A 25,633-nucleotide genomic window follows, 5' to 3' on the forward strand; every position below is an offset into this window, starting at 1 on the left:
TAGTGCTGCCGCCAACTGACCGCCATAAATCCAGCTCCACCCGATAGGGTGTCCAAAATGTACACCTAATCTATGCGGTTATGCTGTTTTAGTGAGGCATTCCGACCGCTCTCAAAATATGCGCAAATCGCTTCCACCAAAGCAGGAATTGTGAAATTCGAGGGCATGATATCGACTTTCAAGCCGAATCTTTCAGCCGTTTCCGTAGTGATGGGCCCTATGCTGGCGATTGTAACCCCGGCCAATAAGGGCAGCATTTCTTCCCGGTCGAGCAGGCTGAAAAAATTGCTGACTGTAGACGAAGAAGTGAAGGTCACGCAGTGGATCGCTCCCCTGCGCAGCAGATCGAGGACAGGGGAGCTGCGCTTTGCGGGCAGCACCGTTTGATAGGCCGGCACCACATCCACCAGGGCTCCTTTTTCCCTCAACGTCTCCGGCAAAACGTCGCGCGCCACCATGGCGCGCGGCATAAGAAACTTCCGGCCGGCCACCTTTTCACCCTGGAGTCCCAGCAAAATCGATTCCGCCCGATATTCCGCCGGCACAAAGTCCGCTCGCAAACCAAACTTGCCAAGCATTTCCGCCGTCTTGGGGCCGATAGCCGCCAACCGGATGCCTTTCAGTTCCCTGGCATCCTTGCCGGCGGCAGACAGTCGTTGCATGAAGAATTGGACCCCATTCACACTGGTGAATATTAACCAATGGTAGGTGGTCAGATTTGTAATGGCGCGGTCGAGTAATTCCCAGGTCGGGGGAGGTTGGATCTCGATTGTGGGGAATTCGATGCACTGCGCCCCCAGGGCGGCAAGCTGTGATTTGAATTCACTCGCTTGTTGGCGTGCCCTGGTCACCACAATGCGGCGGCCGAACAGTGGCTTTGATTCATACCAGTTGAGTTTTTCGCGCAGACGGACAACCTCGCCCACCACAATGATCGCCGGGGGCTTCATGCCGGTCCGCCGCACCTCTGCGGCGATGGTTTTCAGTGTGCCCACCAAAGTTTCCTGTTCCGGAGTCGTTCCCCAACGTATGACCGCCACCGGAGTCTCCTCGGAACGACCGTGAGCGATGAGCTGCCGGCAAATTTCGGGGAGATTCTTCACCCCCATAAAAAAGACCAGGGTCCCTACGGCGGTGGAAAGTTTTTCCCAGTTGATCTTGGACTCATCGTTGTCGTCTCGTTCGTGACCCGTGATGAAGGCCATGCTGGCCGTATAGTCACGGTGGGAAAGAGCAATGCCGGCGTAGGCCGGCACAGCAACCGCCGCGGTGACCCCGGGCACAACCTCGAATGCAACGTTTGCGGCGATCAACACCTCGGCCTCTTCTCCTCCGCGTCCGAAAACAAACGGGTCACCGCCCTTGAGCCGCACGACCTGCCGATGACGGCCTTTTTCAATCAGCAGTGCATTGATCTCCTCTTGACTTAGAGTATGGTCGCCGCCCTGCTTGCCCACATAAATCTTTTCGGCCTCGACGGGAGCATATTGCAGGAACTCTGCGTTGGCCAAATAATCATAGATGACCACTTCGGCCTGCTGCAGCAGCTCTTTTGCGCGCAACGTCAAAAGACCCGGATCTCCGGGTCCCGCCCCCACCAAATACACTTTTCCTCGACCCACGTGCGGCACCTCTTTGCTATTGAAGTCTGTCACTGACAAATCACACCCGCTCCTCGGGTTCAACAGGCAGGGGCTTAGGCCGCCCCGTCCCGGTAGATTTCCTCCAAGATTCTTCGCCCGCCTGCTGCGAGAATCTCACCGGCCAGGCTGCGTCCCAGCGCCTCGGCCTGTTCTCGAGCTGCGCTCCTGGTGAACCGGAACATTTCCTGACCATCCAGAGACGCCACCAGCCCGGTGAGCTCTACCATGCCCCCGGAGACCGTCGCATAACCGCCAATGGGCACCTGGCATCCGCCCTGCAACTCTTTCAGAAGAGCCCTCTCAGCCCTCACAGCGACAGCCGTGTCGGTGTGATGGAGCGGTCCAAGCAGGCGCTGCAAGTATTCATCGGTACTGCGAATTTCTATGCCGATGGCTCCCTGGCCTATGGCGGGAACAAACACGTCGGGATCGAGGTAGCAGGTGATTCGATCCTCCCACCCCATCCGATGCAGTCCTGCAGCCGCCAACACAACGGCGTCGTACATCCCTTCCCGGACCTTGCGCAGGCGCGTGTCAAGGTTTCCCCGCAACGATTCTATGGCACAATCGGGGCGCAATTTCTTCAATTGAGCTGCACGCCGCAGGCTGCTGGTGCCCACTCTAGCCCCCTCCGGCAAATGCGACAGGCTCTGCCCGCGGCTTGCCACCAGAACGTCTCGCGGGTCTTCCCGGGGGGGGATGGCACCCATGCACAACCCGTCCGGCAGATCCGCAGGGACATCTTTCATGCTGTGGACGGCCAGGTCCACCGACCGGTTCAATAGGGCATCCTCAATTTCTTTGACAAACAATCCCTTGCCTCCCACCTTGGCAAGGGGCACATCCAGAATCTTATCGCCCATTGTCTTGATGATCTGCAGTTCAACCTGCAGTTCAGGCCATTGAGCCTGGAGAGCGGTTTTGACGTTCTCGCTTTGTTTCAGCGCAAGGAGACTGCCGCGCGTGCCAATACGCAAAACTTTATCAGTCAATTTATCCTCGATTCATCCTTGCCGGCCGTGCTAGTGACATGAGGCACAGCTGCCGGACGTGCACCCGGCGCAGGATGCGCCCCCCGAGCCCATACGGCTGCTGGCGGCTCCCTTGTCTCCACCGCTCTTGAAGCCGCACACGGACATCACTCGCTGAGCCTTATCAGAATTGCACTTGGGGCAACGCACCGCCTCATCGCTGCGGAACACCAGCGTCTCGAACTTTTCGCAGCAATCGCAACATTCGTATTCATATATGGGCATGGAATCATTCCTCCATTTGAGTTAGCTTCACTCCCAATTGGTCACCTCGGGCAGCGTCTAAAAGCATCGTATTTCATTATTTGAGCCTACCACAGCGCAGATTTCCAGGCCTTCTCAACAAGCATCAGGCCGGACCAAATGGCTGCACTGATCAGGCGTGCCAGCAATTTTAAAGGACATTCTCGATTCGGACAAGTTCACCATCCCGCACAACTTTAAACTCCCGCGCATCGCCTGACACTTTCCCGACCAGATTGACCGCACTGGCCGGTCGAATTTCTTCGCCCCGGCTCGCGGGCGTAGGACCAAAGAAGATGCAAAAGGCCTTGCCCCTCGGCCAATAGCCCAAATCCCCCATGTCAACAATCTCCGCTGCGGCATCATCGAGCGGTTGTTCCACGGGGATGGGAAAGTAGATTTCATCCCCCCAGGTCCTCACGGTCGCCTATGGGTAATGCCGATTCAATGGCGCTTGCCGTGGGTGAATCGTTGAGTTCACCCTGTATACAAACCGAGCCTGCTGTGATGCGAATCCGTCTGCTCATCGGTCACTCCTCATTTTCAGTGCTGCTTCGTTTGGTTATGCTTCTCTTGGGGGGCGCTCAGGGCTGAATCGCGGCGAGGGCACTCTGAGTACAGCTCCACACAATAGAGTGTACGCAATGCAGCGGACTTGCACGGATTGGGTTTCGTCACGCGTGCCGCGTGACTCTACCCAACCTACGGAATGCGGCCGCTCAATTGTGTCGGGCTGTACCTAGTCCAACTGGGACAACCGGTCCAGGACCGCAGCCAGGAGCAATGGGAACATGATTTCGTGATGCCCGATCAGGTTGATGCCGCTGCCTCTGCCGGCCGTGGGGCGATCCAACACATTATTCTGGGTTCTATAGTGGCGCTGAAAATCCATATTGACGGTCGTTATCCCGTGCAGGGAAAAACCCAGGTTCAAGGCCACGCTCACCGCCTTCAAGAAAACTTCGGGGAGTATCACCGCCGATCCCAAATTAATGTAAACCCCCTGCTGTAACTGCGTCACAAGCCGGCAAAACAACTTGAAGTCAAAATGGCTCAAAGCCCCCACGGCGGCCCCGTCCATGGCTGAATGCATATGGATGATGTCGGTTCCCAGTGCCACATGAACCGTCACCGGTACCCCAAGTCGCGCCGCACTGGCGAGCAAGCTCATGTGTGTATGAGGCGCCTTCTCGGCCAGCAGACTCTCACCGACAGCGCGCCCCAAACCCACCTGCCCGCGGCGGCCGTCATGGGCTGAGTTGATGGCCGCATGAATGAACTCCGCGGTCTCACGGGCCATGCCAAATTGTCCCATTTCCAAATGTGCAGCCACATCTTCAGAGGTTTTGCCCGCCAATGCCAGTTCCACGTCATGGATTACACCGGCTCCGTTCACTGCCAGGCCGGTTAGGATGCCGCGTTCCATAGCGTCCACCAGCAGCGGATTCAATCCCACTTTAATGGGGTGCGCCCCCATCCCCATGAGAATCGTCCGTTCCTTGCGCACTGCAGTGGTCAACGCCTCGACGGCTCTCCTAAAAAGGTCGCCGGCCAAAATGTCGGGCAGGTTTTGTACAAATCGCGCGAGCGTCTGCCCGGGTTCCCAAGGTTTTGCAAAATCTTTCAAACTCACTTTGCTGGGTCGATCATTCAGGCTTGTGGTGTGCAGGTCATCAAAACTGATCGGCTCCCAATCAAAATACGATCGCGTCATCGGCTCATCCCATCCACCATTCGGTCGGCACCGAATAGAATTTCATCGACCAGTGCGCACAGGATGTGTCCCGCCGTAATATGGCATTCCTGAATACGTGCCGTCACTTTCGAGGGGACATGCAGCATTTGCCCGCAGCACCCGTCCATGTCACCCCGCTCCGCCCCGGCCCAACCGAGCGTGCGCAGGCCCTGCCGGTGAGCCCACTGGAGAGCTTTCACCACATTCCGTGAACGGCCGCTGGTGCTGATGCCGAGGGCCACATCTCCTGCACCTGCAAGAGCCTGTAGCTGCTTGAGAAAGATATCTTCAAAATGATAATCGTTGCTGATGCTGGTGATGATCGAGGTGTCCACACTGAGAGCCATGGCAGGCAGAGGAGGCCGTTCCCGTTCAAAGCGATTGACGAACTCAGCAGCCAGATGTTGCGCATCTGCGGCACTTCCGCCATTGCCAAAGAGGAAAAGGCGACGCTTTTCCCGGAAAGCCCGACTGACCAGTTGGGCCATTTCAAGGATGATCCCGGCATTGCTTTTAAGAAACGCCTCCTTCACTCTAACGCTCTCACGAAAGCTCGCTTCGATCAGTTGTTGCAAACGCTTGCGCTGAATCTCCTCCATTCTTCATTCCTTGACCGGGGTCAGCATTTGCCGGCAGGTGCGCATGTCCTGTTCGATCAAATCCAGAAATCGCCTGTAAAAAGGGCCGGGACGACCTTCCCCAATGCTTTTGCCGTCATAGGCGACCACGGGCAGAATATCGAACGTCGTCCCAAACACCATGATTTCCCTGGCTTCATAGGCTTGCTCCCGGGTGATATCAGCCTCCGCAACCTGCGCCAGGATCCCTGACGGTACCAGTTCCTGCGCCAATTCAAGCAGCCGCGTCAGGGTAATTCCCTGCAAAATACGATCGAAGCGAGGCACCAAAAATTCCTCGTTGCTGGTGATGATGCCAATGTTTTCCGTGGGGCCCTCCCCCAGAAAATTCTTTTCGTCAATGGAAACAGTGTAGTCAACCCCCGCATCCTCGGCTTCTTTTTTCATGAGTACATTGGGCAGGTAATTGCAGCTTTTCATGTTGGCAAAATAGGACTGCTTGATGGGAATGTGGCTGCTTTTGAGCGTTACGCCGCTCTGGTATTTTGCCCTGGGAGGCCTTTTGAGTGTGGTAACGACGATATAAACCTGGCTTGCAGGGCACTCGTACGGATTGGTGGAAAACCCTCCGGGACCGCGCGATATGAACAGTCGCACGAGGCAATCGGGGACATCGGCCGAGCGCACCGTGGCAAGAATTATTTCAGTCAGCTCCGCACGACTCATCGGCAGGTTCAGACTCGCTCCCCGAGCGGAACGCTCCAGCCGATCCAGGTGTCTTTCGAGCCCATAGAGATTCCACCGAACACACTTGAACGCTTCAAAAATTCCGTCACCCCGATGCACCAGGTGATCGTCCACAGGAACCATCATCAGGGCGGGCTCCTTGATGATGCCGCCGTACCAGCTGGAGTACATCGCCAGATAATGTTGCTGGTAATCCTGTTTGAGTACCAGGAGACGATCTATAACGGTGTCAAAACTGAGCGTTTGAACAGGCTGTGACATGCTGACTCCAATCAGGTGATTTGCTGCCGCAATCCTCGGGATCGCCGGACAATCAGCATAGCTCTTCCCGCGGTTGCTTCGCACCGGGGGTCTGGACCAAGCCGAATCGTGCTCACCCGCTTGGAGCCGGCGGAACAACGCGTCAACCGGTCAAATTGAATTTCAGATTTCCCGTGCAAAGAGAAACCGGCCTATAAAAAGTCCCTTGCCGCATTGATTTGTAAAAAACACCAAACTAGACTATTTTTCCGGACATCAGAAGGAATTGAACATAATCAGAGAATTCGGCTTGTGCAAGGAAAAAGCAGCGGAAGGAGAGCAAATATCTTGCATAATAAGGGTCAGCACAGCATACGGGCCATCGTTTTCGACTTCGACGGAACATTGGCTGAACTGCACCTGGATTTTTTCCTCATGAAGCAGAAGCTGGCCGCACTGGTTGAAGAATACATCGGATGCTCGCCTCCTGCATCCCTGCCCGCTCTCGAGTGGGTGGAAATCCTGACAGCGCAAGTGCAGCAGGTCGAGGCGGCTGCCGGGCACGCCTTCCGGAAAAGAGCGCATTCAATAATACTGACTATGGAGCTGGAAGCCGCCCGCAAAGGTCGCCTGTTCGAATTTTCCCGTCCGCTGCTGGAGGCGTTGCGCGAGGATGACGTGCGCACCGCCATCATTACGCGCAATTGCGATCCCGCCGTGCGGATTGTATTTCCTGATTTGGAAAGCTATTGTGATTGTTTCCTCAGCCGGGACCATGTGCCTCAGGTCAAACCTGATCCCGATCATCTGCTGAGAGCGTTGCAACTATTGTCGATCGAACCCGGATCTGCACTCATGGTGGGAGACCATCCCATCGACATCGCTACGGGAAGACGGGCCGGGGTAAGAAGTGCAGGGGTCCATAGCGGCAATGCGTCACCCAAGGATCTCTTGGAGAGCGGCGCTGATTGGGTCGCAGGGAATTGCCGAGAACTGGTTCAACGGTTGAAAAATCAGGGGTTGATTTGATTGGGGCAGTGCCCATAGTGAAATACGCAAAAGGATAATAAATATAATGAATATACGCACCCTGACACAATCTGTTGACGCCCGTCGCGCAATTCTTGCGTTCTCAGGATGGTGCGACGCGGGGAAACTGGCAGAATTCACCGTCGACCAGCTAAAACTTCAGATATCCCATGAACTGCGGGCGATTTGGGATCTCGACGGCTATTGGCAAACCGAGTCGACCAGACCTCAGATCACCATTCGTCATGGGCAGATCCAGCAGATGGAGTGGCCCGCATTGCACTTCTTTGTCAGCGATGACAAGCAATTGCAGGAACCGGTCGTGTTCGGCGGCGGACCCGAACCCACCGTATCATGGCGACCTTTCGCCAGGGAGCTCGTGGAACTCTTGAAGCAATGGGGCTGCCAGGAGATCCTGCTGCTGGGCAGCCTTCTGGATCAGGTCTTTCACGACGAGATCGTCATATCGGCCGTCGTGCAGGACCCGGAAAGCTACAACAAAGTCCGCGAATTGGACTGCGAGCTCATCGAATATAGTGGACCCGGCGCGATCCATTCCGCCATTATGGCACAGGCGCAGGAAGCGAACATTCCCTGCATCAGCTTCTGGGCCCATCTGCCCTTTTACCTGAGCGGCCCCCATAAAATGATCGCTGCACGGCTGTTACGGATCCTGGCAAGCTGCATGGGCATCGAGCTCGCCACAGATGACCTGCTGAAATCCTGGTACCGGAAAAAGCAACAGATTGATCAGATGGTACAGCAAGACCAGAACCTGCGCGAATCCCTTGAATCCATCAGGAGACATAAAGTCATGAAGCGATCCGGTTTGAGCTCGAAGGTGGTCCGTTTCGAAGACTTCATTAAACGGCGCAATGAATCGGAACAAGACGAAGAGTAGCACAAAAAAAACCAGGGGAGGTGATGCCCCTGGCTGGAATGATGCAAAATCAGCGGCTTCAGGAGTGCTCAGGATAGCTTTACTACCTTGACTGCCTGTGGTCCCTTGGGGCCCCGCTCCACTTCAAAGCTCACCCGTTCTCCTTCGGTCAGAGAACGGAAGCCCTCGGAAACGATGGCAGTATGGTGCACAAACACATCCCCTTGATCAGAGGTTTCGATGAAACCGTACCCTTTCTTGTCATTGAACCACTTAACTCGGCCCTCCGGCATTTTTAATTCCTTTCTTTCTCTTGCTTTACGGTAATGCTGCCGGTGCGCTACTTTGTGAGCACTCTTGAAATCGTTCTGTTCTGCTGCAGGATCGATTTGGCAAAAGCTACAAAATACCGAACCTAGCCCCAATATAATACGTTCATCTGTATACTACAAAAGGTGGCGTGTCAAGCAGGGAATAGCACGGTGAATAGGTGCTCTATATATTTTCCAGTAAACTCCATGACTTACACTTATTTCTGGTCAACTGCCTCCCATTGGTGTATAGAAAGTACGCTACTTACTTCACTTTGGAGGTGATCCACGTTGAACCTATGGGAGGTCCATGTCAGGCCCGTTGAGCGATCAGAGGAAGGTCGCTATCAGGAAGTGATGGATGAGCATCATTATCTGGGACGCATGCCTAAGATCAGCGAAACGCTTTGGTACATTGGCCTATGGCGCAACCAGTGGGTGGCGCTTCTGAGCTTTTCCGCCGCCGCATGGAAGTGCGCGGCGCGGGACCAATGGATCGGTTGGAGCCCACGCCATCAGTATGATCGGTTGAAACTGGTAGCCAACAACAGTCGTTTTCTTATTCTTCCCGACTGGCACTTTCCGAATTTGGGCTCTCGCGTCTTATCATTGTGCCAGAAGAGAATCCCTCGCGATTGGCAAGATATCTTTGGCCATCCTTTGTTGTTGCTTGAAACCTTTGTGGACCCTCGACGCTTTCAGGGCACCGTCTATAGAGCAGCTAACTGGCACTGTGTCGGTCAGACCAGGGGCTTCCGCCGCACCGGCAATGGCTACAGTGCTAGAACCCACCCGCCCAAAATGATCTTCGTAAGACCACTGCGACCCAATGCACGAGAGTTGCTCTCGCGCCCACTTCTCGAATCGGCCTTTAATACAGGAGGAGCCAAAATCATGATTACTGCCGAGCATATGCAGTCTTTGCCGCAATTCTTCACCGATATACCAGATCCCCGTCGTGCACAAGGACGTCGCCACAGGCTTTCAACCGTACTCGCCATCGCGGCCGGTGCAATCTTGTGCGGAATGCGAGGCTATAAGGCTATCACCGACTGGGCAAACAGCCTTGGCCAAAAGGCGCGTGAACGTTTCAGGTGTCGTGTGGAAAACGGCCGATGTGTGGTTCCAAGCGAATACGTCTTCCGGAATGTCCTTATCCGTGTCGATCCACTGGACCTGGACCACGCCCTGCAAAATTGGAATAAAACCCACGGCGAAAAGGATGAAAGCCTGGCAATCGACGGCAAGGTCATGCGCAATGCTATCGATGAGCAGGGCTATCAGACCCACATCATGAGCGCCATTGGTCATCAGACCAAGAATTGCTACACCCAAAAAAAGTAGGTACCCTTCCCAAGGAAGGGGATGAGGAGGCCAAGCGAACAAACGAGATAAAAATGGCCGCCCCACTCCTTGATCCTATCAATATTCAAGACAAAGTCATCACGGCGGATGCCCTTCTAACGCAACGCGCCTTCGCCGATTATCTGGTTCTGGAGCGCAAAGCTCACTATCATTTCACCGTTAAGGATAACCAACCCACACTTCGTACAGACATCGAATTCTTCTTCCAAAACCCAAAAGAGCCGGATTATATCGACAACGACTCTTGTGATCATGGACGGATTGAAACCCGTAAAATCTGGACCACCACCGAGCTCAACGACTACCTCAACTTTCCTCATGTTGGGCAAGCGTTCGCAATCGAACGTCACTCAATAGACAAAAAATCAGGCAAAGAATCTTGTGAGACCGTCTATGGCATCACCAGCAAATCCCCGGAAGAAGCCGACGCACAAAACGTTCTCAACACTAATCGAGGCCACTGGAGCATCGAAAATTCCTGCCATTATATCATCGATTGGAACTATGACGAGGACCGCAGCAGGATATCCAAGGGCTACGGTCCCGAAAATATCACCCGGCTTAGGCGATTTGCCGTCGGGCTCATCAAGTCCAAGGGTGTATACAGCGTCGCACAGAAAATGCGTCAACTCAATCGCAATGTCCGCTCAGTTCTCGACTATCTGTGTATGACAACAAACTCATGTACCCCTGCTCACCGGCAATTAGAATGAGAACAAATTTACCGTGCAGGGAATAGACAGCCGAGCGTGCTGTAAAGATTCTTGACTCGGCGCTTGCAGTCCGTTACTTTCCGGTGATCCTGGGGACCCGTATGGGTTCCCGTCGGCCAGGTCAGATGATGATGTTGGAGAAAATCGTTGCACCCGAACACCTTCCGATCCGATGCCCTGCTGCTTCTCACGGCGACACTCTGGGGGTTTGCCTTTGTGGCTCAACGGGTGGGCATGGAATACCTCGGCCCGTTCACTTTCAACGGCATTCGCTTCGCCCTCGGGAGCCTTTCGCTGCTGCCGTTGTTGATTCTTACCCGTAAACAGGCACGTTCTGCTGCCCAGCGCATCTTGCCGGAAGCCCCTTTCAAAACCAAGCTGACGGGAAGCTTTCTGGCCGGAATCCTTTTGTTTTTGGGGGCATCCCTGCAGCAGATCGGACTGGTTTATACCACCGCGGGAAAAGCCGGTTTTATTACTGGATTATATGTGGTGCTGGTTCCCATTCTCGGGCTTTTGTGGGGGCAACGCGTGCCGACCGGAACTTGGTTGGGCGCCCTCCTTGCCGCGTTTGGCCTATTTTTCCTGAGTGTGACGGAAAAACTCACCCTGGAGTTGGGGGATTTGCTGGTGCTGATCGGGGCGTTCTTCTGGGCCGGCCATGTTCTGGTGCTCGGCTGGCTGGCTCCTCGAATGAATTCTCTCAAGCTGGCCCTCGTGCAGTTTTCGGTCTGTTCGCTGTTGAGCCTGGTTACAGCGCTCAGCATTGAGGTCATCACACTGCAGGGTTTGATTCCTGCGGCACTGCCCATTGTCTATGGAGGAGTGATTTCTGTTGGGGTCGCCTACACTCTGCAGGTGGTGGCCCAACGCAACGCCGATCCGGCCCACGCCAGCATCCTGCTCAGCATGGAAACCGTTTTTGCCGCTGTCGGAGGCTATCTGGTGTTGGGCGAAACCCTCTCGGGCAGAGGACTTTTCGGCTGTGCATTGATGCTCGCCGGTATGCTGTCCTCCGAACTCTCCGCCTACCTGTTCAAGCCGGAACCTGTTTTTGCCGAAAGGATCAAACATGCCAACAATCGCTGAAGTGAAATCGTTTCTCGCCACTCAAAACATCCAGGTGATGGAATTCCAGCAACCGACGCCGACCTCGGAAACAGCTGCGCAAGCGGTGGGGTGTTCGGTCGGCGAAATTGCCAAGACCATCCTGTTCATCGTTGGCACCCAACCGGTCGTTGTGGTCACCTGCGGGGACCTGAAAATAAAGGGCTCCAGGTTGAAACAAGCAGCTCAACTGACGGGCAAGGTGCGCCTGCCCCAGGCGGACGAAGTCGTTCACTACACCGGCTATGAGCCGGGCGGGGTATGCCCGTTCCTCCTTCCCCCCCATCTGACTGTGTTGATCGACAGGTCCATGCGCCGTTTTCCAAGAGTTTTTGCGGCAGCCGGCAACGCAAATTCGGCTGTGCCGATTACCGTGGACCAACTCCTGGACATGACCGGGGGATTAGAAGTCGAAGTATGTGAATAGCATGCCGCGACATGGCCGACTCACTCCCGGTGTACCCCCGAGGGCTACCGCCGTGTCACCCCTCGCCGAATATTTCCATGCATTCACGGCAGGTTAGCAGCTGCAGCAGGGGAAACAACGGCGTTTTTCGATAGGTGTTGAGTACTGCTTCATGGTACTCGGGGTGATGCGCCGCACAACAGTCTTCCACCATGATTGCCGCGAAATCGTTACTGACGGCGTCCAGCGCGGTGGTCAACACACATATGGGAGTGGCGATGCCGCAGATCAGAACCGTGTCAACCGTCAATGTTCTGAGGGTCTGATCCAGATCCGTTTTGAAGAAAGCACTGAAACGCCGTTTAGGGAGGACGTAATCCCGGGGACTTCTATGCAGGTCGGGTATGACCGACTCACCGGGAGTGCCGCGTAAGCTGTGAGGCTTCATCTTTCCCTGAAAAATGAAGTCCTGCGGCAGGAAACTGTCGCAAGCGAAGATCACCGGCATATCTTTGCGGTGGAACAGAGCCAGGAGCTGGTTGAGCCGCGGCAAAAACTCCCTTGCATGCTCAACAATGGCAGATTCAGGATGCTTCTCGAAGGTATCGAGCAGCAGGTCAACAACGATCAGAGCAGGATTCATCCAACACCTCCAGGCTGATTTTTCATGCCCTTCATACGCCGTCGAAAATCGGCTGCAGTGGGCATGTGGGCCTACCCATAAATGAATGGTCATGTTCCGGCAAGTGGTTTATATATACCCGTAAGTCAAGGAGAAAAGATACCGGAAGAGTGCAAAGACATTGACTGGCTGCGTTCAGACCGTGACCATTCGATCAGAGGAACTCTGTGAAATGGAGACTCACTTCAACGACCTGCGGGAATCAAACGAATTTTTGAATCTGCTCTTCAACCATATGAATTCCGCCGTGCTCATCGCGGACGAAAATCTACGTATTCATCATTTCAACGACACGTTCCTGACGTTATTCTCCAAATCAAAAGAAAATGTTCTGGTAAAAAAATTTGGCGGTGCCAGCGGCTGCGTTTTCTCGGTGCGGGAGAATAAGGCCTGTGGAGAGACTTCCCACTGCGAGCGATGTGTGATCCGCCGCGCCGCGCTGCAAACCATGGTGGAAAAGGTGCCGGTAGATAAAATGCGCATGGAACGTACCTTTTACATCGATGGCAAGCCGACCACAAAATATCTCGACATCAGTACCCGGCACATTTCTTTTCAAGGACGTAAGATGATCCTGGTCATCTTGTACGACGTCACTGAAATAGAAACCAAGAAACTGGAGCTACAGGCAAAGCAAATTCAGCTCGATAATGATCTCAATGCCGCGGCAGGGATTCAACGCAGTCTGCTGCCGCAATATTTGCCGAGCGATGGAGCGGCTCAAATCGCCTGGCATTTTGAACCGTGCCGGCAGATCGGCGGTGACATTTTCAACATTCACTTTCCCGAGAAGAATCTGATCGATCTCTATATGCTCGACGTTTGCGGTCATGGCGTTTCGGCGGCACTCATCGCAGTCTCCGTGTCTCAGTTCCTGCAAACTGCGCGCAGCACGGCGGGCAAGGAGTCCGGCCTACACTCTCCCAGGACCATTCTTGACAGCATAGAAAAAGCCTACCCGTTCGAGCGTTTCGACACCTACTTCACCATGATTTACATGACCATCGATCTGCTGGCGGGAACCCTCAAATACGGTTCCGCCGGCCACCCTCCTCCGGTTTTGCTGCGCTCCGAGGGGGACCTCGAGGTTCTTGATCTGCATGGGCCCGTCATCGGTTTTGGAGCGGGGAATGCCTTTGAAGAGCGGGAAGTGAAAGTGGCTCAGGGGGACAAAATTGTATTGTATACCGATGGAATCCTGGAAGCCTACGGTCCAACCGGCGAACTTTACGGCAAGAAGCGCTTGTACAAAGCCCTGAAAAAATGCCGGAAGGGCTCAGTCAAAGAAATTGTCGACACCATCCATAGTGATGTCAAAAACTTTTCACAAGCGCGCGAGCTCGACGATGACATCAGCATCCTGGCAATCGAGTTCACTGGCCAAAAAACCACGCGGGACTCGCGTGAACACAGCGAGCCTGTCAACTCATCATAGATTCTTTTCTGGAAACAGACACCAGGGCTCAATGACACAAACGGTGCACCTGGGTTTGCGCGCGGTACAGGTCTCGCGGCCATGTAGAATGACGGCATTGCTAAACCAGGTCCACCGTTCTCTCGGCACCAGCTGCATCAGATCCCGTTCTATTTTTTCAACCGTTTTGGCCGAAGACAATTGAACCCGCTGTGCCACTCGGCTGACGTGAGTGTCCACGGCGATGCCCTGGTGCAGTCCGTAGGCGTTGCCGAGCACCATGGCTGCGGTCTTGCGGCCCACTCCCGGGAGTTGGACCAGTTGCTCGATGTCCTGCGGCACTTCCCCGCCAAATTGCTCAACCAGCACACGGCAGCAATCCTGGAGAGACTTTGCCTTGTTTCGATAAAACCCGGTGGGTCTTATTTCCTCCTCCAGCTGTTCCCGGGCTATCTGCAGATAATCCTCAGGCGACTTGTATTTCTTGAAAAGCGTCCCGGTCACTTGATTGACCCGCTCATCAGTGCACTGGGCGGAGAGCATGACTGCGACAAGCAACTCGAAGCCATTGTCATAACTGAGGGCAAGCGACGCTTGCGGATACCTGTGCTGGAGGACTTCCAGGATCTTCTGCAGGCGCTCTCGGATGTCTTCAGGCGCTTTTCTTAACCGACTCATCGTATCACCTCCAACGCATTCTCATGTTCTGTTTCGCCAGGACTCACTCAGCGGCGGCCAGAGACCGCAAGAAACCGTGTCGATCCGCGCCGCGAACCCCGAGGTGAAAATACTATCACAAACCACGTCGCCGCCTAATCATTATGTGCTTGTTACCCCTTGGCTTTGTTTTTTAGATGACTATTTTAAGGGATGTGGGCAAGGAACCTTCGTTGACTGCACAATAAGTTGTAGGCCATATGAATCCTGACGGCACATCCAATGGGCTTCCGCTTGTCGATCGGGCTGCAGACCCCGATATTCAACAGCAGGACAGCTCCCCATACAGCCAGGCACTGCTGGACAGTCTTCCGCATCCCGCAATGCTGATCAGGCGCGACCGCACAATCCTGGCGGCGAACACTGCAGCCAAACGATTGGGCGCGAAAGTGGGCGGCTACTGCTGGCGGGATTTCGGCTCATGCAAATTCCTCAGCGAATACCACCGGGGTCTTGTCAAGGATCTCTCGTGGCAAACCTTGCCGGTTCCAATCAAGTGCACCTTCTGCAGGGCGGACGAAGCGCTTGACGCGAAAAAATCCGTGCACATTCCGGAAATCAAAGCCTTCGACCGTTTATGGGATACCTGGTGGGTCCCTTTATATTCCGACATGTATCTGCACTACGCCATCGATGTAACCACTCAAAAACAAACGGAAAACGAGTTAAGGCAATACCGCGAACGGCTGGAAGGCATTGTCCAGGAGCGCACCACGGCATTACAAAGCGTCAATGACCAATTATGGCGGGAAATCGTCGAGCGCAGGAAAACAGAACGTGCCCTGCGGGAGAGTGAAGAGCGTTTCCGTTTGATATTCGAAAAGAGCAAAGCGATCAAGCTGCTGATCGACCCGAAGTCGGGAAACATTGTCGATGCCAACCAGGCTGCCTGTGATTTCTACGGCTACCCCATGGAACGTATGAAATCGATGAATATCAGCTCCATCAACACATTGTCCCCTGCGCAAATAAGCAAGGAGCTCTCCTCCGCTCTGGCGGAAGACCGCAATCATTTTCTCTTCAAGCACAAGCTGGCGTCGGGAGAAATACGCGATGTGGAAGTCTACTCCAATCCCGTGCGCATCCACGATGAAAACCTCCTGTTTTCCATTGTTCATGACATCACCGAGCGGCGGCTGACAGAAGAGCTTCTAAGAATGGAGCACAACAAGTTTCTGAGCATTGCAAACTCTACGGAGAACGCCGTTTTCATCATCAATCCAGAATTCCAGATCACTTACCTGAATCCTGTCGCCGTGCGGGAATTTGGGCCGGTGGGGAATCGTAAATGCTACGAGTACTTCCATGGGGACTCTGCCGCATGCCCCTGGTGCAAGCAACATGACTCTCCAGACAGCCAGGCTGCGCGGTGGGTTTGGACGTCTCCCGGCAATCACAAAACCTATGATGTCTTTGACACCCCGTTTCAGAATCCCGACGGAACGCTTTCCAGGTTGGAAATCCTGCATGACGTCACGGAACACAAGCGCATCCAGGAAGCACTGCGGCTCAGTGAAATGAGGCTTGCGGCCTTGCTTGAGCTGGCCCAGATGAGCGAGGCAACGTTGCACGAGATTACCCGGTTTGTGCTCGACCAGGCGATAAAACTTACCGGCAGCCAATGTGGGGCCATTGGGCTGAAGGATCACGATGGAGACCAGTTGGCCTTTTATACATCAAACGCAGGAGTTCCCGAACCCTGTGCCTTGGAAAACCAACGCAGAGCATTTCCCTTCGGTGAACCCAGCCTCTGGGAAAATGCCCTGCACAGCGGCAGACCGATAATCGTGAACGATTATTCCAAATACGAGCAGAGGGAAGAACGCCGCCTGGATACTTTTCGGCGACTGCACCGCCTGCTCATTGTACCCTTTTCGATGGGCCAAAGGATGCAGGCGGTAGCAGCCACAGCCAACAAGAAACGAGACTATGAATTATCCGATGTTCGACCCCTCACGTTGCTCCTCGACGGCATGTGTAAACTCATTCAGCGCAGACAATCCCAACAATCCCTTGTAGAATCCCAGCAACAGCTGCGCACTCTCTCCTCCAGATTGCTCAGGGTGCGCGAGGAAGAAAAAAAATACCTGGCCGGGGAATTGCACGATAAGGTTGGCCAAGCCTTTGCCGCCATAAAATACGCACTCGAAAACATCTTGAAAATCAACAGGGACAATGCCAACCAGACACTGCTCAATTCAATTGAAGCTCTGTTGCCGTTGGTGCAAAAATCCATTGACGATGTCAGGAATATGTACACGGATCTCAGACCCAGCATCCTGGACGATTTCGGTCTGATCGCTGCGCTGGAGTGGCTGTGCCGAGAATTTCGGAAGAATTGTGCCGACATCCACATCGAGGTTCAACTCGAAGCCGAGGAAGTCGAGGTACCGCATGCTCTTAAGATTATTATTTTCAGGTTTGTGCAGGAAGCGCTGCACAACATTCGCGGACACAGTAAGGCCGGTGTCGCACATGTTTGCTTAGCCAGGGAGGGCAATAGACTGAGCCTGTACATCAGGGACAATGGATGCGGTTTTGATGCGCAGCGGATACTCTCCTCAAGGGCTGCCGGAGGCGGGCTGGGTCTTGCCAGCATGAAAGAACTCACCGAACTTTCTCAAGGATCCTTCGCGGTGGAATCCTCATTGGGGGCGGGAACCCTGCTCCGGGCGTCGTGGCCCGTTTGACCCAACCTCTTGAATACCTTAAGGATCGCCGTCATGTCTCTCAAAGAAAACCTGCAAAAGAAGCTCAAGATCGAACGACTGGCCGGCAAGATCAGCTCGACCATGAGAGAGACTCCGGGCAGCAGGCATCTCAACAAGGATGCCGTGCGGGACCTGCTGGCAATGACCGACTTTGAAAAGACCAGGGCACGGGACCTCACACTTTACCTGCGCCCCCTCCACGGAGAAATGAAGGAAGTGGTAGTCCTGGACAATGAACTGCCCATCTACCATTCAACCGTAGCCGACGTGGCCATGAGGAAAACTCCCCACTGGAAAGAGATGTTCAGTGTGAGCAACATAAGAAAGGTGCTCAATGACAACGACGTCATTGTCAGCAAGGGCAGAGAATCTCTGGCGCGCATAACGGATTGCGCCCTCGCACTGCTCGATCTCTCCTATGCTCGGGAGGATCTGGAGACACTCTTAAGAGGTGCGCGCATCAGTCTTCATAAAAAGTTATCGAGCGGCGTCCGGGAATCTCTCGAGCTATTCTTTCAGCTTGTGGATTTTCGATCGATCAGCACCGAGGTTCAGGATCCCCATGTATTACTCTTCGCCAGAGTCAAGGAAACGGAGGGAGAATCCGTCCTGTTTGAAGACCTGATCATCTTCGACGAAAAGAACGCAGAGGTGCAACTTCTGAGCGGTGAATTTTCCCCCGCAAGTGATCGGGATTTGGCGCGTTTTCTGCTCCACGTGAGGGGGGCGGCGCAAACGACCATTGAGGGTGAGGGCGTTTTCGAATATCTTGTCCAACTGGCGCTGTCGAGACAAGGGGAGTGAGAGCACCAGAAAAGGAGGGGGGGAATAACACGATGTTTGAAACGCCGTCGCCGGATTCCGAATGCATGGGGGAATACCCTTCACTTAAGGCCGAAGAGCTTTTCCAGGCAAAGAGCCACCTTTATAAAGCTCTGGAGATTATCCGGGAGCAATTCGAACTCGTGAGGCAGGGAGCCTATGATTCTCTCCTTACGGCCTCCAAGCTTTCCGAGTGCTGGCTGGAAGTAAACAAATGCAGATTGTATACGGAACAGGTCCTGGAATTTGAGGAGCATCTGCAGCCGGCCATGGGCTTGGTCAACGATGCGCAATGCATGATCGAGCACCTGGCGGCAAAGGAATTGGGCCTCACCAAACAGGGGCGTATTTCCATCCTGCAGTCATTGAGTGAGGCCCATGAGTTGATCCTGATGGTTTTGCGCGAATTGGAATTATGGGACACCGCCGAGCAGCGCGAGAGTGAAGCGTAACGATGCACCAGGCAACGTTAGAAAGGGTCAGGGCCTGACCTTGAGTAACTTGTGGGCAAATTTTTCCAAATGCCTGAGGGTGTTGCATTCCATGGCCAGGTCGCAACAGGGCAAATACTTCAGCATTTCCGAATCGCCGGATCCCCACTTGCGGCGATTTTCCACATTCAGCCAGAAGAGCTTCCTGCTCTTTTGACGAATCAACTTCAGGCTTTCCACGTTTGGGTCGTCATAATTGTTTCTGGCATCGCCAATGAGGATCACGGTGGTTTTCTGAGAAACCGCTGCCAGATGTTTGCGTTTGAAATCGGCGAGAGCTCTTCCGTAGTCCGTCAAACCAAAACCGATCCCCAGATCGTCACCGGACTCGATCATGGAAATCGCCCTGGTCAAAGAATGTTTATCAAAAATGTCGCTCACTTCCACCAAATTGGAACAAAAGACAAAGGTTCGGATTTGCGCCAGCATTTCCGTGAGTGCATACAGAAACAGCAAAAAAAACCTGGAGACGGTCTGCACCGATCGACTGATGTCGCATATGGCCACCACGTTGGGACGATCGATTTTTTTCATTTTCCAGCGGGTTGCAAACAAACAACCCTGATGAGCGATGTTTCCCCGCAGAGTTTTCTTAAAATCAAGCCGGCCGCGTTTGGCGGCTTTGCACTTCCTGGAATAAACGGTATTCAGCTTGGCAGCCAGCTTGCGAACAATTGCATGCATCCTTGCAAAGTCGCGTTCCTCCACATGGGAAAGCCTGGTGTCCGCGAGATCGTGTTCGAGCATGCCATGGGACGCAGAAAGGGCATACAGGTCAAGCTGTTCTTCCACATGATTTCTTACCATACGGAACAATTCATTTTTGGCGTGAGATAAGCGATTGTACAGAGCAACGGACTCTTCTGTGGCACCTGCTGCCAGAATGTCTCGATTGAGCTCTTGGAAGCCCATCCGGCGAAGAATTTTTTGAGTGTAGGCACTTTTTTGGGTAACAAACCGGATGTTGCTCACGTTGACCTCACGGGAAGCCCGTTGCATGGCTATCGCGAGTCCGCCCCGATCTCCGTTGAGAACCATCTGGCTGAGTTGTGAAAGCTCCCCGTAGAGCTCTTCACCAGACTGCCGGTGGCCGTGATTGGGCTCACCCGGGGGCAGTCCCGTTGAAAAGAACCGCTCGAAACACCGGTCAAAGACCACTCTATTTTGTGGCGATTTGGCCAGTGTGGCCGCCAGCGCGCCGCGCAAGACTTCCCGGTCGGAATACCCTATATTTTCAACCGCACGCACGGCATCCAGGGTTTCTGAAGTTGATACAGCTACTCCCGAACGGCGCAGCACCAGCACAAAGTCTTCAATCGCTCGATCCATCTCAGGTCCGCTTCGCACGCTCCAGCATTTGACCGACCTGGGTTCGCACCAACTGGATATCTTCCTCGAATTTCAAAAACACATTGAGTGTTTCCGTCACCATATTCGGCTCCAGCCCATCGGCATGAAGAACGATCAGCACCCTGGCCCAATCGATGGCTTCACTCACTGAAGGAATTTTTCTTAAATCCAACTGCCTGACCTGATGAATGTATCTGACCAGTTGATCGGCCAGCCGATCGGATATGCCAGGCACCCGGGTATGGATGACCTTGCGCTCGAAATCGGGGCAGGGGAAAGGGATGTACAAGTAGAGACAGCGCCGTTTGAGCGCTTCGCTCATTTCTCTGGCATTATTGCTGGTCAAAAAGACAATGGGCCGGGTTACGGCTGAAACGGTGCCGATTTCCGGTATGGAAACCTGAAAATCGGAGAGGACTTCCAAGAGAAACGCTTCGAACTCTTCATCGGCTTTGTCCACTTCGTCGACCAGCAGCACAGCGCCCTCCTCCTGCTGGAGCGCTTTAAGCAGAGGCCTTGGTTCGAGGAACTGCCGTGAAAAGAAGATATCATCGTACTGGTGCAGCTTGAGCATGGAATCCGCCAGGCTGTCTGAATCCTCCAGCACATCCTTGACGCGGTCCCGCAATATTTGTGTGTAGAGCAGTTGTTTGCCATACTTCCATTCATAAAGCGCTTTGGACTCATCCAGACCTTCGTAGCACTGAAGACGGATAAGAGGCAGTCCGGTAAAGGTGGCCATCGACTTGGCCAGCTCGGTTTTTCCGACCCCTGCAGGCCCCTCGACCAGAATCGGTTTACCGAGATGATGTGCCAGATAGAGGGTGGTGGCGATTTCTCGAGTGCATACGTAGCCGGTGGCATGGAAGCCCCGCTGCAACGCCTCTATGGAAACGAACTGCTCTGCCGTGGAATTTTGCACTGGGATCTACCCTAAAAGCCTTGTGGCCTCCCGCATGAGTTGCCCGATCTTCAACCCCTGGGGACAAACCTTTTCCGCTTCGGAATAATCGTGCCCGAGAAGGCAATCCCGGGTCACTGCAGGAAGACCGGCAAACAACGACCGGGCTCGGTCTCTCTCGCCATAGCTGTTGTGATACATGAGATAGCGCATGATATCCCCTATGGGCGCCTGACCGGCGACGGTCGGCTCACATAAGCGGGTGCAGCCTGCGCAGTAGGTGGAGGAGGTGGCATGGGCATAGCGCTGCATGGTCAAAAGATCGGCGGCGGAAAGTCTGGTCTGGTTCAGTGCTGCGGCTATGTTGGAAGTGAGTATCGACATATTCGGCATTTGGGAGCAGACACAGGCAATGTTGGGGTTTTCCCAAACGGCCTTGAGATTCGCCTGCTTATCGGAAAACCCGAGCTTGATGAAGCGGTCGGTCATTTCCCCACCGGATTCGGCAAGCCCGCTGAACCAGCCGCTCCCCTGGGTTTTCATGGCGGTAAGTCCGATGCCGGCTTCGGTGCAAGCCGTCACTGCCGATTGCATCCTGCTTTTGGCCATGACTCGATAGTTGTAGGTCATCATGATTCCATCGATCCAGCCAAGTTTTGCCGCGGCCAGCATCAATTCTTCCATGTTGCTGTGCGTGCTGAATCCGAAAAATTTTATCTTTCCCGAGGACTTGGCCTTTTCCATCCAAGCCCTGGTAGCCGCATTGACTTCATCAATGGCTTTCATGCCATGAATCAAATAGAGGTCGATATAGTCGGTTTTCATCCTGTCCAGGGATCGGTCGAGGAGTCTGGTCATGCCCGCGGGATCACGAGCGTCGGATTTGGTGACCAGAAAAATCTCCTTGCGCTGTTCAGGATATCTCTTAAAAAAGTCTCCTATGCCGATTTCGCTGTTTCCTCCCTCATAGCAGTCGGCGGTGTCCCAGTAGGTCACCCCCCATTTGAGGGCCTGGCGCAAAACAAGCTGGTTGGATGGGATATCAAACATCCCGCCGAGCCCCAGAATGGAAACATTGACCCCGGTTTTTCCAAAGGGTCGGGTGGGGACCCTGTCGTTTTGCGGATTGTTTTCCGCCGCGAACGAATCATTTGGCATGAAAGGCCCCGCAGCGGCCAATAGTGAACCGGTTCCGGCAACCCCGGCAGTCTTCAAAAAATCACGGCGCGACAGCCCCTTCCTGTCCGACATGGCTCCTCCTTGCTTCGTCCCAATGTTCCAGCGGGCGGCTGGAAGTCAACGTAGCCGCTCTCACAGCGGAAGCTGCAGGTCTTTCCTCAAATCTGCTTCTCTTCCAGGGCAACACATTTATGCTGCACTTTTGCCTCGTGGTCACTCAATTTGCGGCACGCCGATTTTTCCCGCACCAGCGTTTCCAGCCGCAAGATGGCCGGCAGGAGGATCACCGCCGCCGCAACCACACTCAGGCTGCCAATGGTGGCCAACAGACCGAGACTGAAAATCCCGCGATGTGATGCGACCATCAGGCTGCCAAAGCCTACGGTGGTCGTCAGAGCGGCAAGGATGACGCCTTTGCCGGTACTGAAGGGCAATTCAACTCCGGAGTTGTTCTGCTGCAGCCAGCGCTGCATGATGATGATGCCGTACTCGACTCCGGCCCCCACAATCAGCGGCAGAAAAAGGCTGTTGGCGAGATTCAGATCCACCCCAAAAAGGCGCATCAGGCCCATGGTCCACGCCGTTCCCACCAACAGTGGCAGCATCGCCATGAGCATGCTGGGAAAGCTGCGAAATGTAAAAAAAAGCAAGACAGATATGAAGATGACCGCATAAATGGAAGCTTTGATGCATGCGTCGCGGAAAGCCTGAGTGAAGACATAAAGGGTTACCGGATCGCCCACTGCGTCCGGGTCAACCGAGGTGAGGTCGGCTACGAACTTTCCGAGCAAATCCGGTTCCCAAATGTCCTCTTCAGGAAAAACGCGGATGAGATACAGTCCATTTTGCCCGACAAATCGAATCAGGATATCGTTGGGAAGGTCGCTTACCTGCATTGGCGATGCGTTGGCATTGGCCTGCATGAGATCAAGCTTGTCGTTGAGATCGTTCATCAAGTGCCTGTCATAGTCTTCCAGCGCCGCCTGCAACTTAGTCTGATCCGCGGTGTCAATGGTCTGCCTGATACGGCCGATCAGTTGGCGCACCTGCACCATCTGATCCTCCAGTGGTGTTCTGTCACCCCACTCAGACTTGCTGGAATCGAGCATCTTGAAGCGAATCCGGGAAAGCGTTTTGTCCAGTTCACTGACGTTCACCGGCTTCCCGGTGGCCTGGAATGCAGCGGGATTGGGGATATAGGGCTTGATTTGCCGGAGTATTTGTATTTTTTCGCGCTGCTCCTGAGGAAGAAGTGTCAGAACATTTTCAACCTCGGAAACGGTCGGAAGCGCTTCCAGCAGTTTGCTTTTTGCCTCCACTTCAGCCAGCGAGCGAGCCAACACGGCACCATACATACTGGATCGCTTACTGTCATCCAGCATCTTCTTTTCCCAAATGATTGATTCCGCATCCTTCGATTGCAGATTGAGCATATTGAGATCGAAGGTCACGCCGGTCGCAGCAAGCACTGAGACAATCAAACCAGCACACGACAAAGCGACAATTGCTGCCGCCCGCCGATTGGTAATGCGAAAAAGCGGTCGACCATCGACCCGGTTGACCTGCCGTTCCGGCTTGGGTTTGTCGAACATCAACACCAGGGGAGGAACCAGAAAGAGAGTAGTGAGCGTGGTCACCAGCATGCCCATGGAACTGATGACTCCCAGCTCCGCCAATCCCTTAAAACCGGTCAGAACCAGTGGGAAGAATGAAAATGCCGCCGTGAGCCCGGCCAGGATAATGCCCGGGCCCAGTTTCACCATGGTCGCCCGAATAGCTTCCCTCCGGGCAGACCGGCCACCTTTCACTTCCTCTTTATAGCGTGACAACCAGTGGACCCCGTAGTCATCACCCAGGCCAACCATCATGGGTGCAAACACAATGGATAGAATATTCAAATGGCCCACCACCAGGGTTGTCAATCCGAAGGTGAGGGCGAGGGCGATCACCGAGTTGGTCACTTGAAACAACGGCCGGCGAACGCCGCGCCAAAACAGAGTCAACAGCAGGGTCAACCCGATCAGCGAAATGATGGTGGCAACGCTCATGTCCGCAAAAGCCGAAGTCATCTCGTCGACGTTCATGGCTTCGCGTCCGGTGACCCCCGCCTGTATCTCCGGGAAATCCTGGCGCACTGCAGCGACAGTGGCCCTCAGTGCGTCCAGTGACTGTTGCGCGTTGTTAAATCCTTCTCCCTGCTCGACCGGAGTTACAAAAACCAGCAGGTAACGCTCATTTTCCGTCCAGAAATACCCCTCTTTCTCCTCATCCCAGGAACTGTCGGCAAAAAGAGAGCCCCACGGCGACTTGAACGGCCGGCCCTCCAGGAAAAAATCCAGGCTCTTCAGGCTGCTGATGAGGAAAGTCAAATCAAAGGGTTCTTCCCCATCCTTCTCCTGGTCATCGTCCAGAAAGCCGGTGAACAATTCGCCCACCATGGCTGCGGCAATCTCGCTGTTGATGAGTTGGAAGAAATTCGTCAGTTGGGGAGAATCGGCCAGGTCCCGGATAAAGTCCTGATGCTCCCGAAGCTTGTCGCGCAATGCCAGCAGATCCTTGCGCTCGGGATAGAGCAGCGCCCATTTGCGCACCGTATCGGGATCAATTCGATAAAAGACCTCGGCCACATGCTCCTTATCCTTTTCCAGTCTGGCAACCAAGGCGTGAAGAAAATCCAGGGAGCGGGAAGGATCCGAATTTTCGATGGCAACAATGAAATTATCCATATCATCGAACTGATCGACGGTTTCAGCCAGTTGAACCAGACGGTGCTTGGGTGAAATGAGATCTCTCTGGCTGGTCTCGAAGCCAAGCTGAGCGGAGGTGTATAAAGCGGACAGACCAGCCAGCGCAAAGGCCAGGACAACGGTCAACGCAGGCCGCCACGTGACAATGGCGAGGATTTTCTTCAATACGAATTGTACCGGGTTCATTCTGGGTATCCTATTGACTCTCTTCGTTACTGAACGATCGATGGGATTAATTACAGCTCATCCACTCGATGTTCACTATCGGTCTTTGCTTGCGCACCTCCAGGATGCCAATGGTGAGCCACCCTTCTACAGGCACCTCAATCTCCTTATGGTTTATGCTCGGACAATCCAGAAACATAGCATAACCGGCCGGGTGCGGCAAAAAAATCTCGTCGACCACGGCTAAAGCCGCACCGCAGAGGCTCTGGCGATAATGCCCTTGACTCAGCCCACCTCACCTGCTACACAAAATCGGACCACAAGCAATTCTTATCACCCCCTGTCCGCCCCCGGTTACAGGCTGCTTGTCAATACCCTAATTACCGTGCCCGAGGAAAGCCGCGCGAGCGTTTCCACAGGGCTGCC

The 25,633-nt window shown here is 54.1% G+C and carries 25 protein-coding genes; 10 read left to right on the forward strand and 15 right to left on the reverse strand.

Annotated features, from left to right (window positions below; translation table 11 throughout):
* Positions 1 to 65: 65 nt before the first annotated feature.
* The 8 genes from cobA to K1V27_RS03925 all read right to left on the reverse strand — a co-directional run bounded on the left by cobA (position 66) and on the right by K1V27_RS03925 (position 6,238).
* Positions 66 to 1,655: a uroporphyrinogen-III C-methyltransferase gene (gene cobA / locus K1V27_RS03890; protein WP_258928569.1), complete on the reverse strand. Its 1,590-nt coding sequence runs from the start codon at positions 1,653 to 1,655 to the stop codon at positions 66 to 68.
* A gap of 41 nt (positions 1,656 to 1,696) precedes the next feature.
* A complete protein-coding gene (hemC, locus tag K1V27_RS03895; RefSeq protein ID WP_258928215.1) occupies positions 1,697 to 2,635 on the reverse strand; it encodes a hydroxymethylbilane synthase in 939 nt (312 codons plus the stop codon).
* 30 nt (positions 2,636 to 2,665) lie between these two features.
* Positions 2,666 to 2,899: an FmdB family zinc ribbon protein gene (locus K1V27_RS03900; RefSeq protein ID WP_258928216.1), complete on the reverse strand. Its 234-nt coding sequence runs from the start codon at positions 2,897 to 2,899 to the stop codon at positions 2,666 to 2,668.
* A 169-nt stretch (positions 2,900 to 3,068) separates the two neighbouring features.
* Positions 3,069 to 3,338 carry a cyclophilin-like family protein gene (locus K1V27_RS03905; RefSeq protein ID WP_258928217.1) on the reverse strand — a complete coding sequence of 90 codons (270 nt, stop codon included), beginning with the start codon at positions 3,336 to 3,338 and terminating at the stop codon, positions 3,069 to 3,071.
* Positions 3,319 to 3,444 carry a hypothetical protein gene (locus tag K1V27_RS03910; RefSeq protein ID WP_258928218.1) on the reverse strand — a complete coding sequence of 42 codons (126 nt, stop codon included), beginning with the start codon at positions 3,442 to 3,444 and terminating at the stop codon, positions 3,319 to 3,321. The genes K1V27_RS03905 and K1V27_RS03910 overlap by 20 nt, the downstream gene beginning before the upstream one ends.
* Before the next feature lie 212 nt (positions 3,445 to 3,656).
* Positions 3,657 to 4,631, reverse strand: coding sequence for a GSU2086 family protein (locus K1V27_RS03915; protein WP_258928219.1), 975 nt, complete (start codon positions 4,629 to 4,631; stop codon positions 3,657 to 3,659).
* Positions 4,628 to 5,251: a D-sedoheptulose-7-phosphate isomerase gene (locus K1V27_RS03920; protein ID WP_258928220.1), complete on the reverse strand. Its 624-nt coding sequence runs from the start codon at positions 5,249 to 5,251 to the stop codon at positions 4,628 to 4,630. The genes K1V27_RS03915 and K1V27_RS03920 overlap by 4 nt, the downstream gene beginning before the upstream one ends.
* Positions 5,252 to 5,254: 3 nt before the next feature.
* Complete coding sequence (locus tag K1V27_RS03925; protein ID WP_258928221.1) at positions 5,255 to 6,238, reverse strand: aminotransferase class IV; 984 nt, start codon at positions 6,236 to 6,238, stop codon at positions 5,255 to 5,257.
* A gap of 327 nt (positions 6,239 to 6,565) precedes the next feature.
* On the opposite strand from K1V27_RS03925, the gene K1V27_RS03930 reads away from it, so the two are divergent.
* Both K1V27_RS03930 and K1V27_RS03935 read left to right on the forward strand, forming a co-directional pair.
* Positions 6,566 to 7,246, forward strand: a complete 681-nt coding sequence (locus K1V27_RS03930; RefSeq protein WP_258928222.1) for an HAD family hydrolase — start codon at positions 6,566 to 6,568, stop codon at positions 7,244 to 7,246.
* Positions 7,247 to 7,292: 46 nt separating this feature from the next.
* The gene (locus K1V27_RS03935) at positions 7,293 to 8,147 is read left to right on the forward strand and encodes a proteasome assembly chaperone family protein (RefSeq protein ID WP_258928223.1); all 855 of its coding nucleotides are present in this window, start codon (positions 7,293 to 7,295) and stop codon (positions 8,145 to 8,147) included.
* Between the two features lie 68 nt (positions 8,148 to 8,215).
* On the opposite strand, the gene K1V27_RS03940 is transcribed toward K1V27_RS03935, so the two are convergent.
* Entirely contained in the window at positions 8,216 to 8,419 is a 204-nt protein-coding gene (locus K1V27_RS03940; protein ID WP_258928224.1) for a cold-shock protein, read from the reverse strand.
* Positions 8,420 to 8,728: 309 nt separating this feature from the next.
* Between K1V27_RS03940 and K1V27_RS03945 the strand changes: the two genes are divergently transcribed.
* The 4 genes from K1V27_RS03945 (at position 8,729) to K1V27_RS03960 (ending at position 12,049) form a co-directional block, all read left to right on the forward strand.
* Positions 8,729 to 9,781, forward strand: a complete 1,053-nt coding sequence (locus K1V27_RS03945; protein ID WP_258928225.1) for a Druantia anti-phage system protein DruA — start codon at positions 8,729 to 8,731, stop codon at positions 9,779 to 9,781.
* Between the two features lie 53 nt (positions 9,782 to 9,834).
* Entirely contained in the window at positions 9,835 to 10,515 is a 681-nt protein-coding gene (locus tag K1V27_RS03950; RefSeq protein WP_353740514.1) for an ISAs1 family transposase, read from the forward strand.
* A 147-nt stretch (positions 10,516 to 10,662) separates the two neighbouring features.
* Positions 10,663 to 11,604, forward strand: a complete 942-nt coding sequence (locus K1V27_RS03955) for a DMT family transporter (protein ID WP_258928227.1) — start codon at positions 10,663 to 10,665, stop codon at positions 11,602 to 11,604.
* The gene (locus tag K1V27_RS03960; RefSeq protein ID WP_258928228.1) at positions 11,588 to 12,049 is read left to right on the forward strand and encodes a YbaK/EbsC family protein; all 462 of its coding nucleotides are present in this window, start codon (positions 11,588 to 11,590) and stop codon (positions 12,047 to 12,049) included. Before K1V27_RS03955 ends, K1V27_RS03960 begins: the two co-directional genes overlap by 17 nt.
* A 55-nt stretch (positions 12,050 to 12,104) precedes the next feature.
* Here the strand turns inward: K1V27_RS03960 and K1V27_RS03965 are convergent, their stop codons facing one another.
* Positions 12,105 to 12,671 (reverse strand): cysteine hydrolase family protein, encoded by a 567-nt coding sequence (locus tag K1V27_RS03965; RefSeq protein WP_258928229.1) that lies wholly within the window; start codon positions 12,669 to 12,671, stop codon positions 12,105 to 12,107.
* Positions 12,672 to 12,882: 211 nt separating this feature from the next.
* Here K1V27_RS03965 and K1V27_RS03970 point away from each other — a divergent pair, with 211 nt between their 5' ends.
* Complete coding sequence (locus K1V27_RS03970) at positions 12,883 to 14,145, forward strand: SpoIIE family protein phosphatase (protein WP_258928230.1); 1,263 nt, start codon at positions 12,883 to 12,885, stop codon at positions 14,143 to 14,145.
* On the opposite strand, the gene nth is transcribed toward K1V27_RS03970, so the two are convergent.
* Positions 14,140 to 14,802 carry an endonuclease III gene (gene nth, locus K1V27_RS03975; RefSeq protein ID WP_258928231.1) on the reverse strand — a complete coding sequence of 221 codons (663 nt, stop codon included), beginning with the start codon at positions 14,800 to 14,802 and terminating at the stop codon, positions 14,140 to 14,142. The genes K1V27_RS03970 and nth overlap by 6 nt on opposite strands.
* Before the next feature lie 239 nt (positions 14,803 to 15,041).
* On the opposite strand from nth, the gene K1V27_RS03980 reads away from it, so the two are divergent.
* From K1V27_RS03980 to K1V27_RS03990, 3 genes are read left to right on the forward strand one after another with little or no spacing between them, the layout of a single operon-like run.
* Positions 15,042 to 17,531: a PAS domain S-box protein gene (locus K1V27_RS03980; protein WP_258928232.1), complete on the forward strand. Its 2,490-nt coding sequence runs from the start codon at positions 15,042 to 15,044 to the stop codon at positions 17,529 to 17,531.
* 33 nt (positions 17,532 to 17,564) lie between these two features.
* On the forward strand, positions 17,565 to 18,356 hold the full coding sequence (locus K1V27_RS03985) for a hypothetical protein (protein WP_258928233.1): 792 nt from the start codon (positions 17,565 to 17,567) through the stop codon (positions 18,354 to 18,356).
* A gap of 32 nt (positions 18,357 to 18,388) precedes the next feature.
* Positions 18,389 to 18,826, forward strand: a complete 438-nt coding sequence (locus K1V27_RS03990) for a hypothetical protein (protein ID WP_258928234.1) — start codon at positions 18,389 to 18,391, stop codon at positions 18,824 to 18,826.
* Between the two features lie 27 nt (positions 18,827 to 18,853).
* On the opposite strand, the gene K1V27_RS03995 is transcribed toward K1V27_RS03990, so the two are convergent.
* From K1V27_RS03995 to K1V27_RS04010, 4 genes are all read right to left on the reverse strand, one after another.
* Positions 18,854 to 20,194 carry a vWA domain-containing protein gene (locus tag K1V27_RS03995; RefSeq protein ID WP_258928235.1) on the reverse strand — a complete coding sequence of 447 codons (1,341 nt, stop codon included), beginning with the start codon at positions 20,192 to 20,194 and terminating at the stop codon, positions 18,854 to 18,856.
* A gap of 1 nt (position 20,195) precedes the next feature.
* Positions 20,196 to 21,137: an AAA family ATPase gene (locus tag K1V27_RS04000; protein ID WP_258928236.1), complete on the reverse strand. Its 942-nt coding sequence runs from the start codon at positions 21,135 to 21,137 to the stop codon at positions 20,196 to 20,198.
* Positions 21,138 to 21,143: 6 nt separating this feature from the next.
* Positions 21,144 to 22,367: an aldo/keto reductase gene (locus K1V27_RS04005; protein ID WP_258928237.1), complete on the reverse strand. Its 1,224-nt coding sequence runs from the start codon at positions 22,365 to 22,367 to the stop codon at positions 21,144 to 21,146.
* 86 nt (positions 22,368 to 22,453) lie between these two features.
* Complete coding sequence (locus tag K1V27_RS04010; RefSeq protein ID WP_258928238.1) at positions 22,454 to 25,228, reverse strand: MMPL family transporter; 2,775 nt, start codon at positions 25,226 to 25,228, stop codon at positions 22,454 to 22,456.
* Positions 25,229 to 25,633 lie beyond the last annotated feature (405 nt).

The organism is Desulfoferrobacter suflitae, from assembly GCF_022603395.1.
Lineage (GTDB): Bacteria > Desulfobacterota > Syntrophobacteria > Syntrophobacterales > Syntrophobacteraceae > Desulfoferrobacter > Desulfoferrobacter suflitae.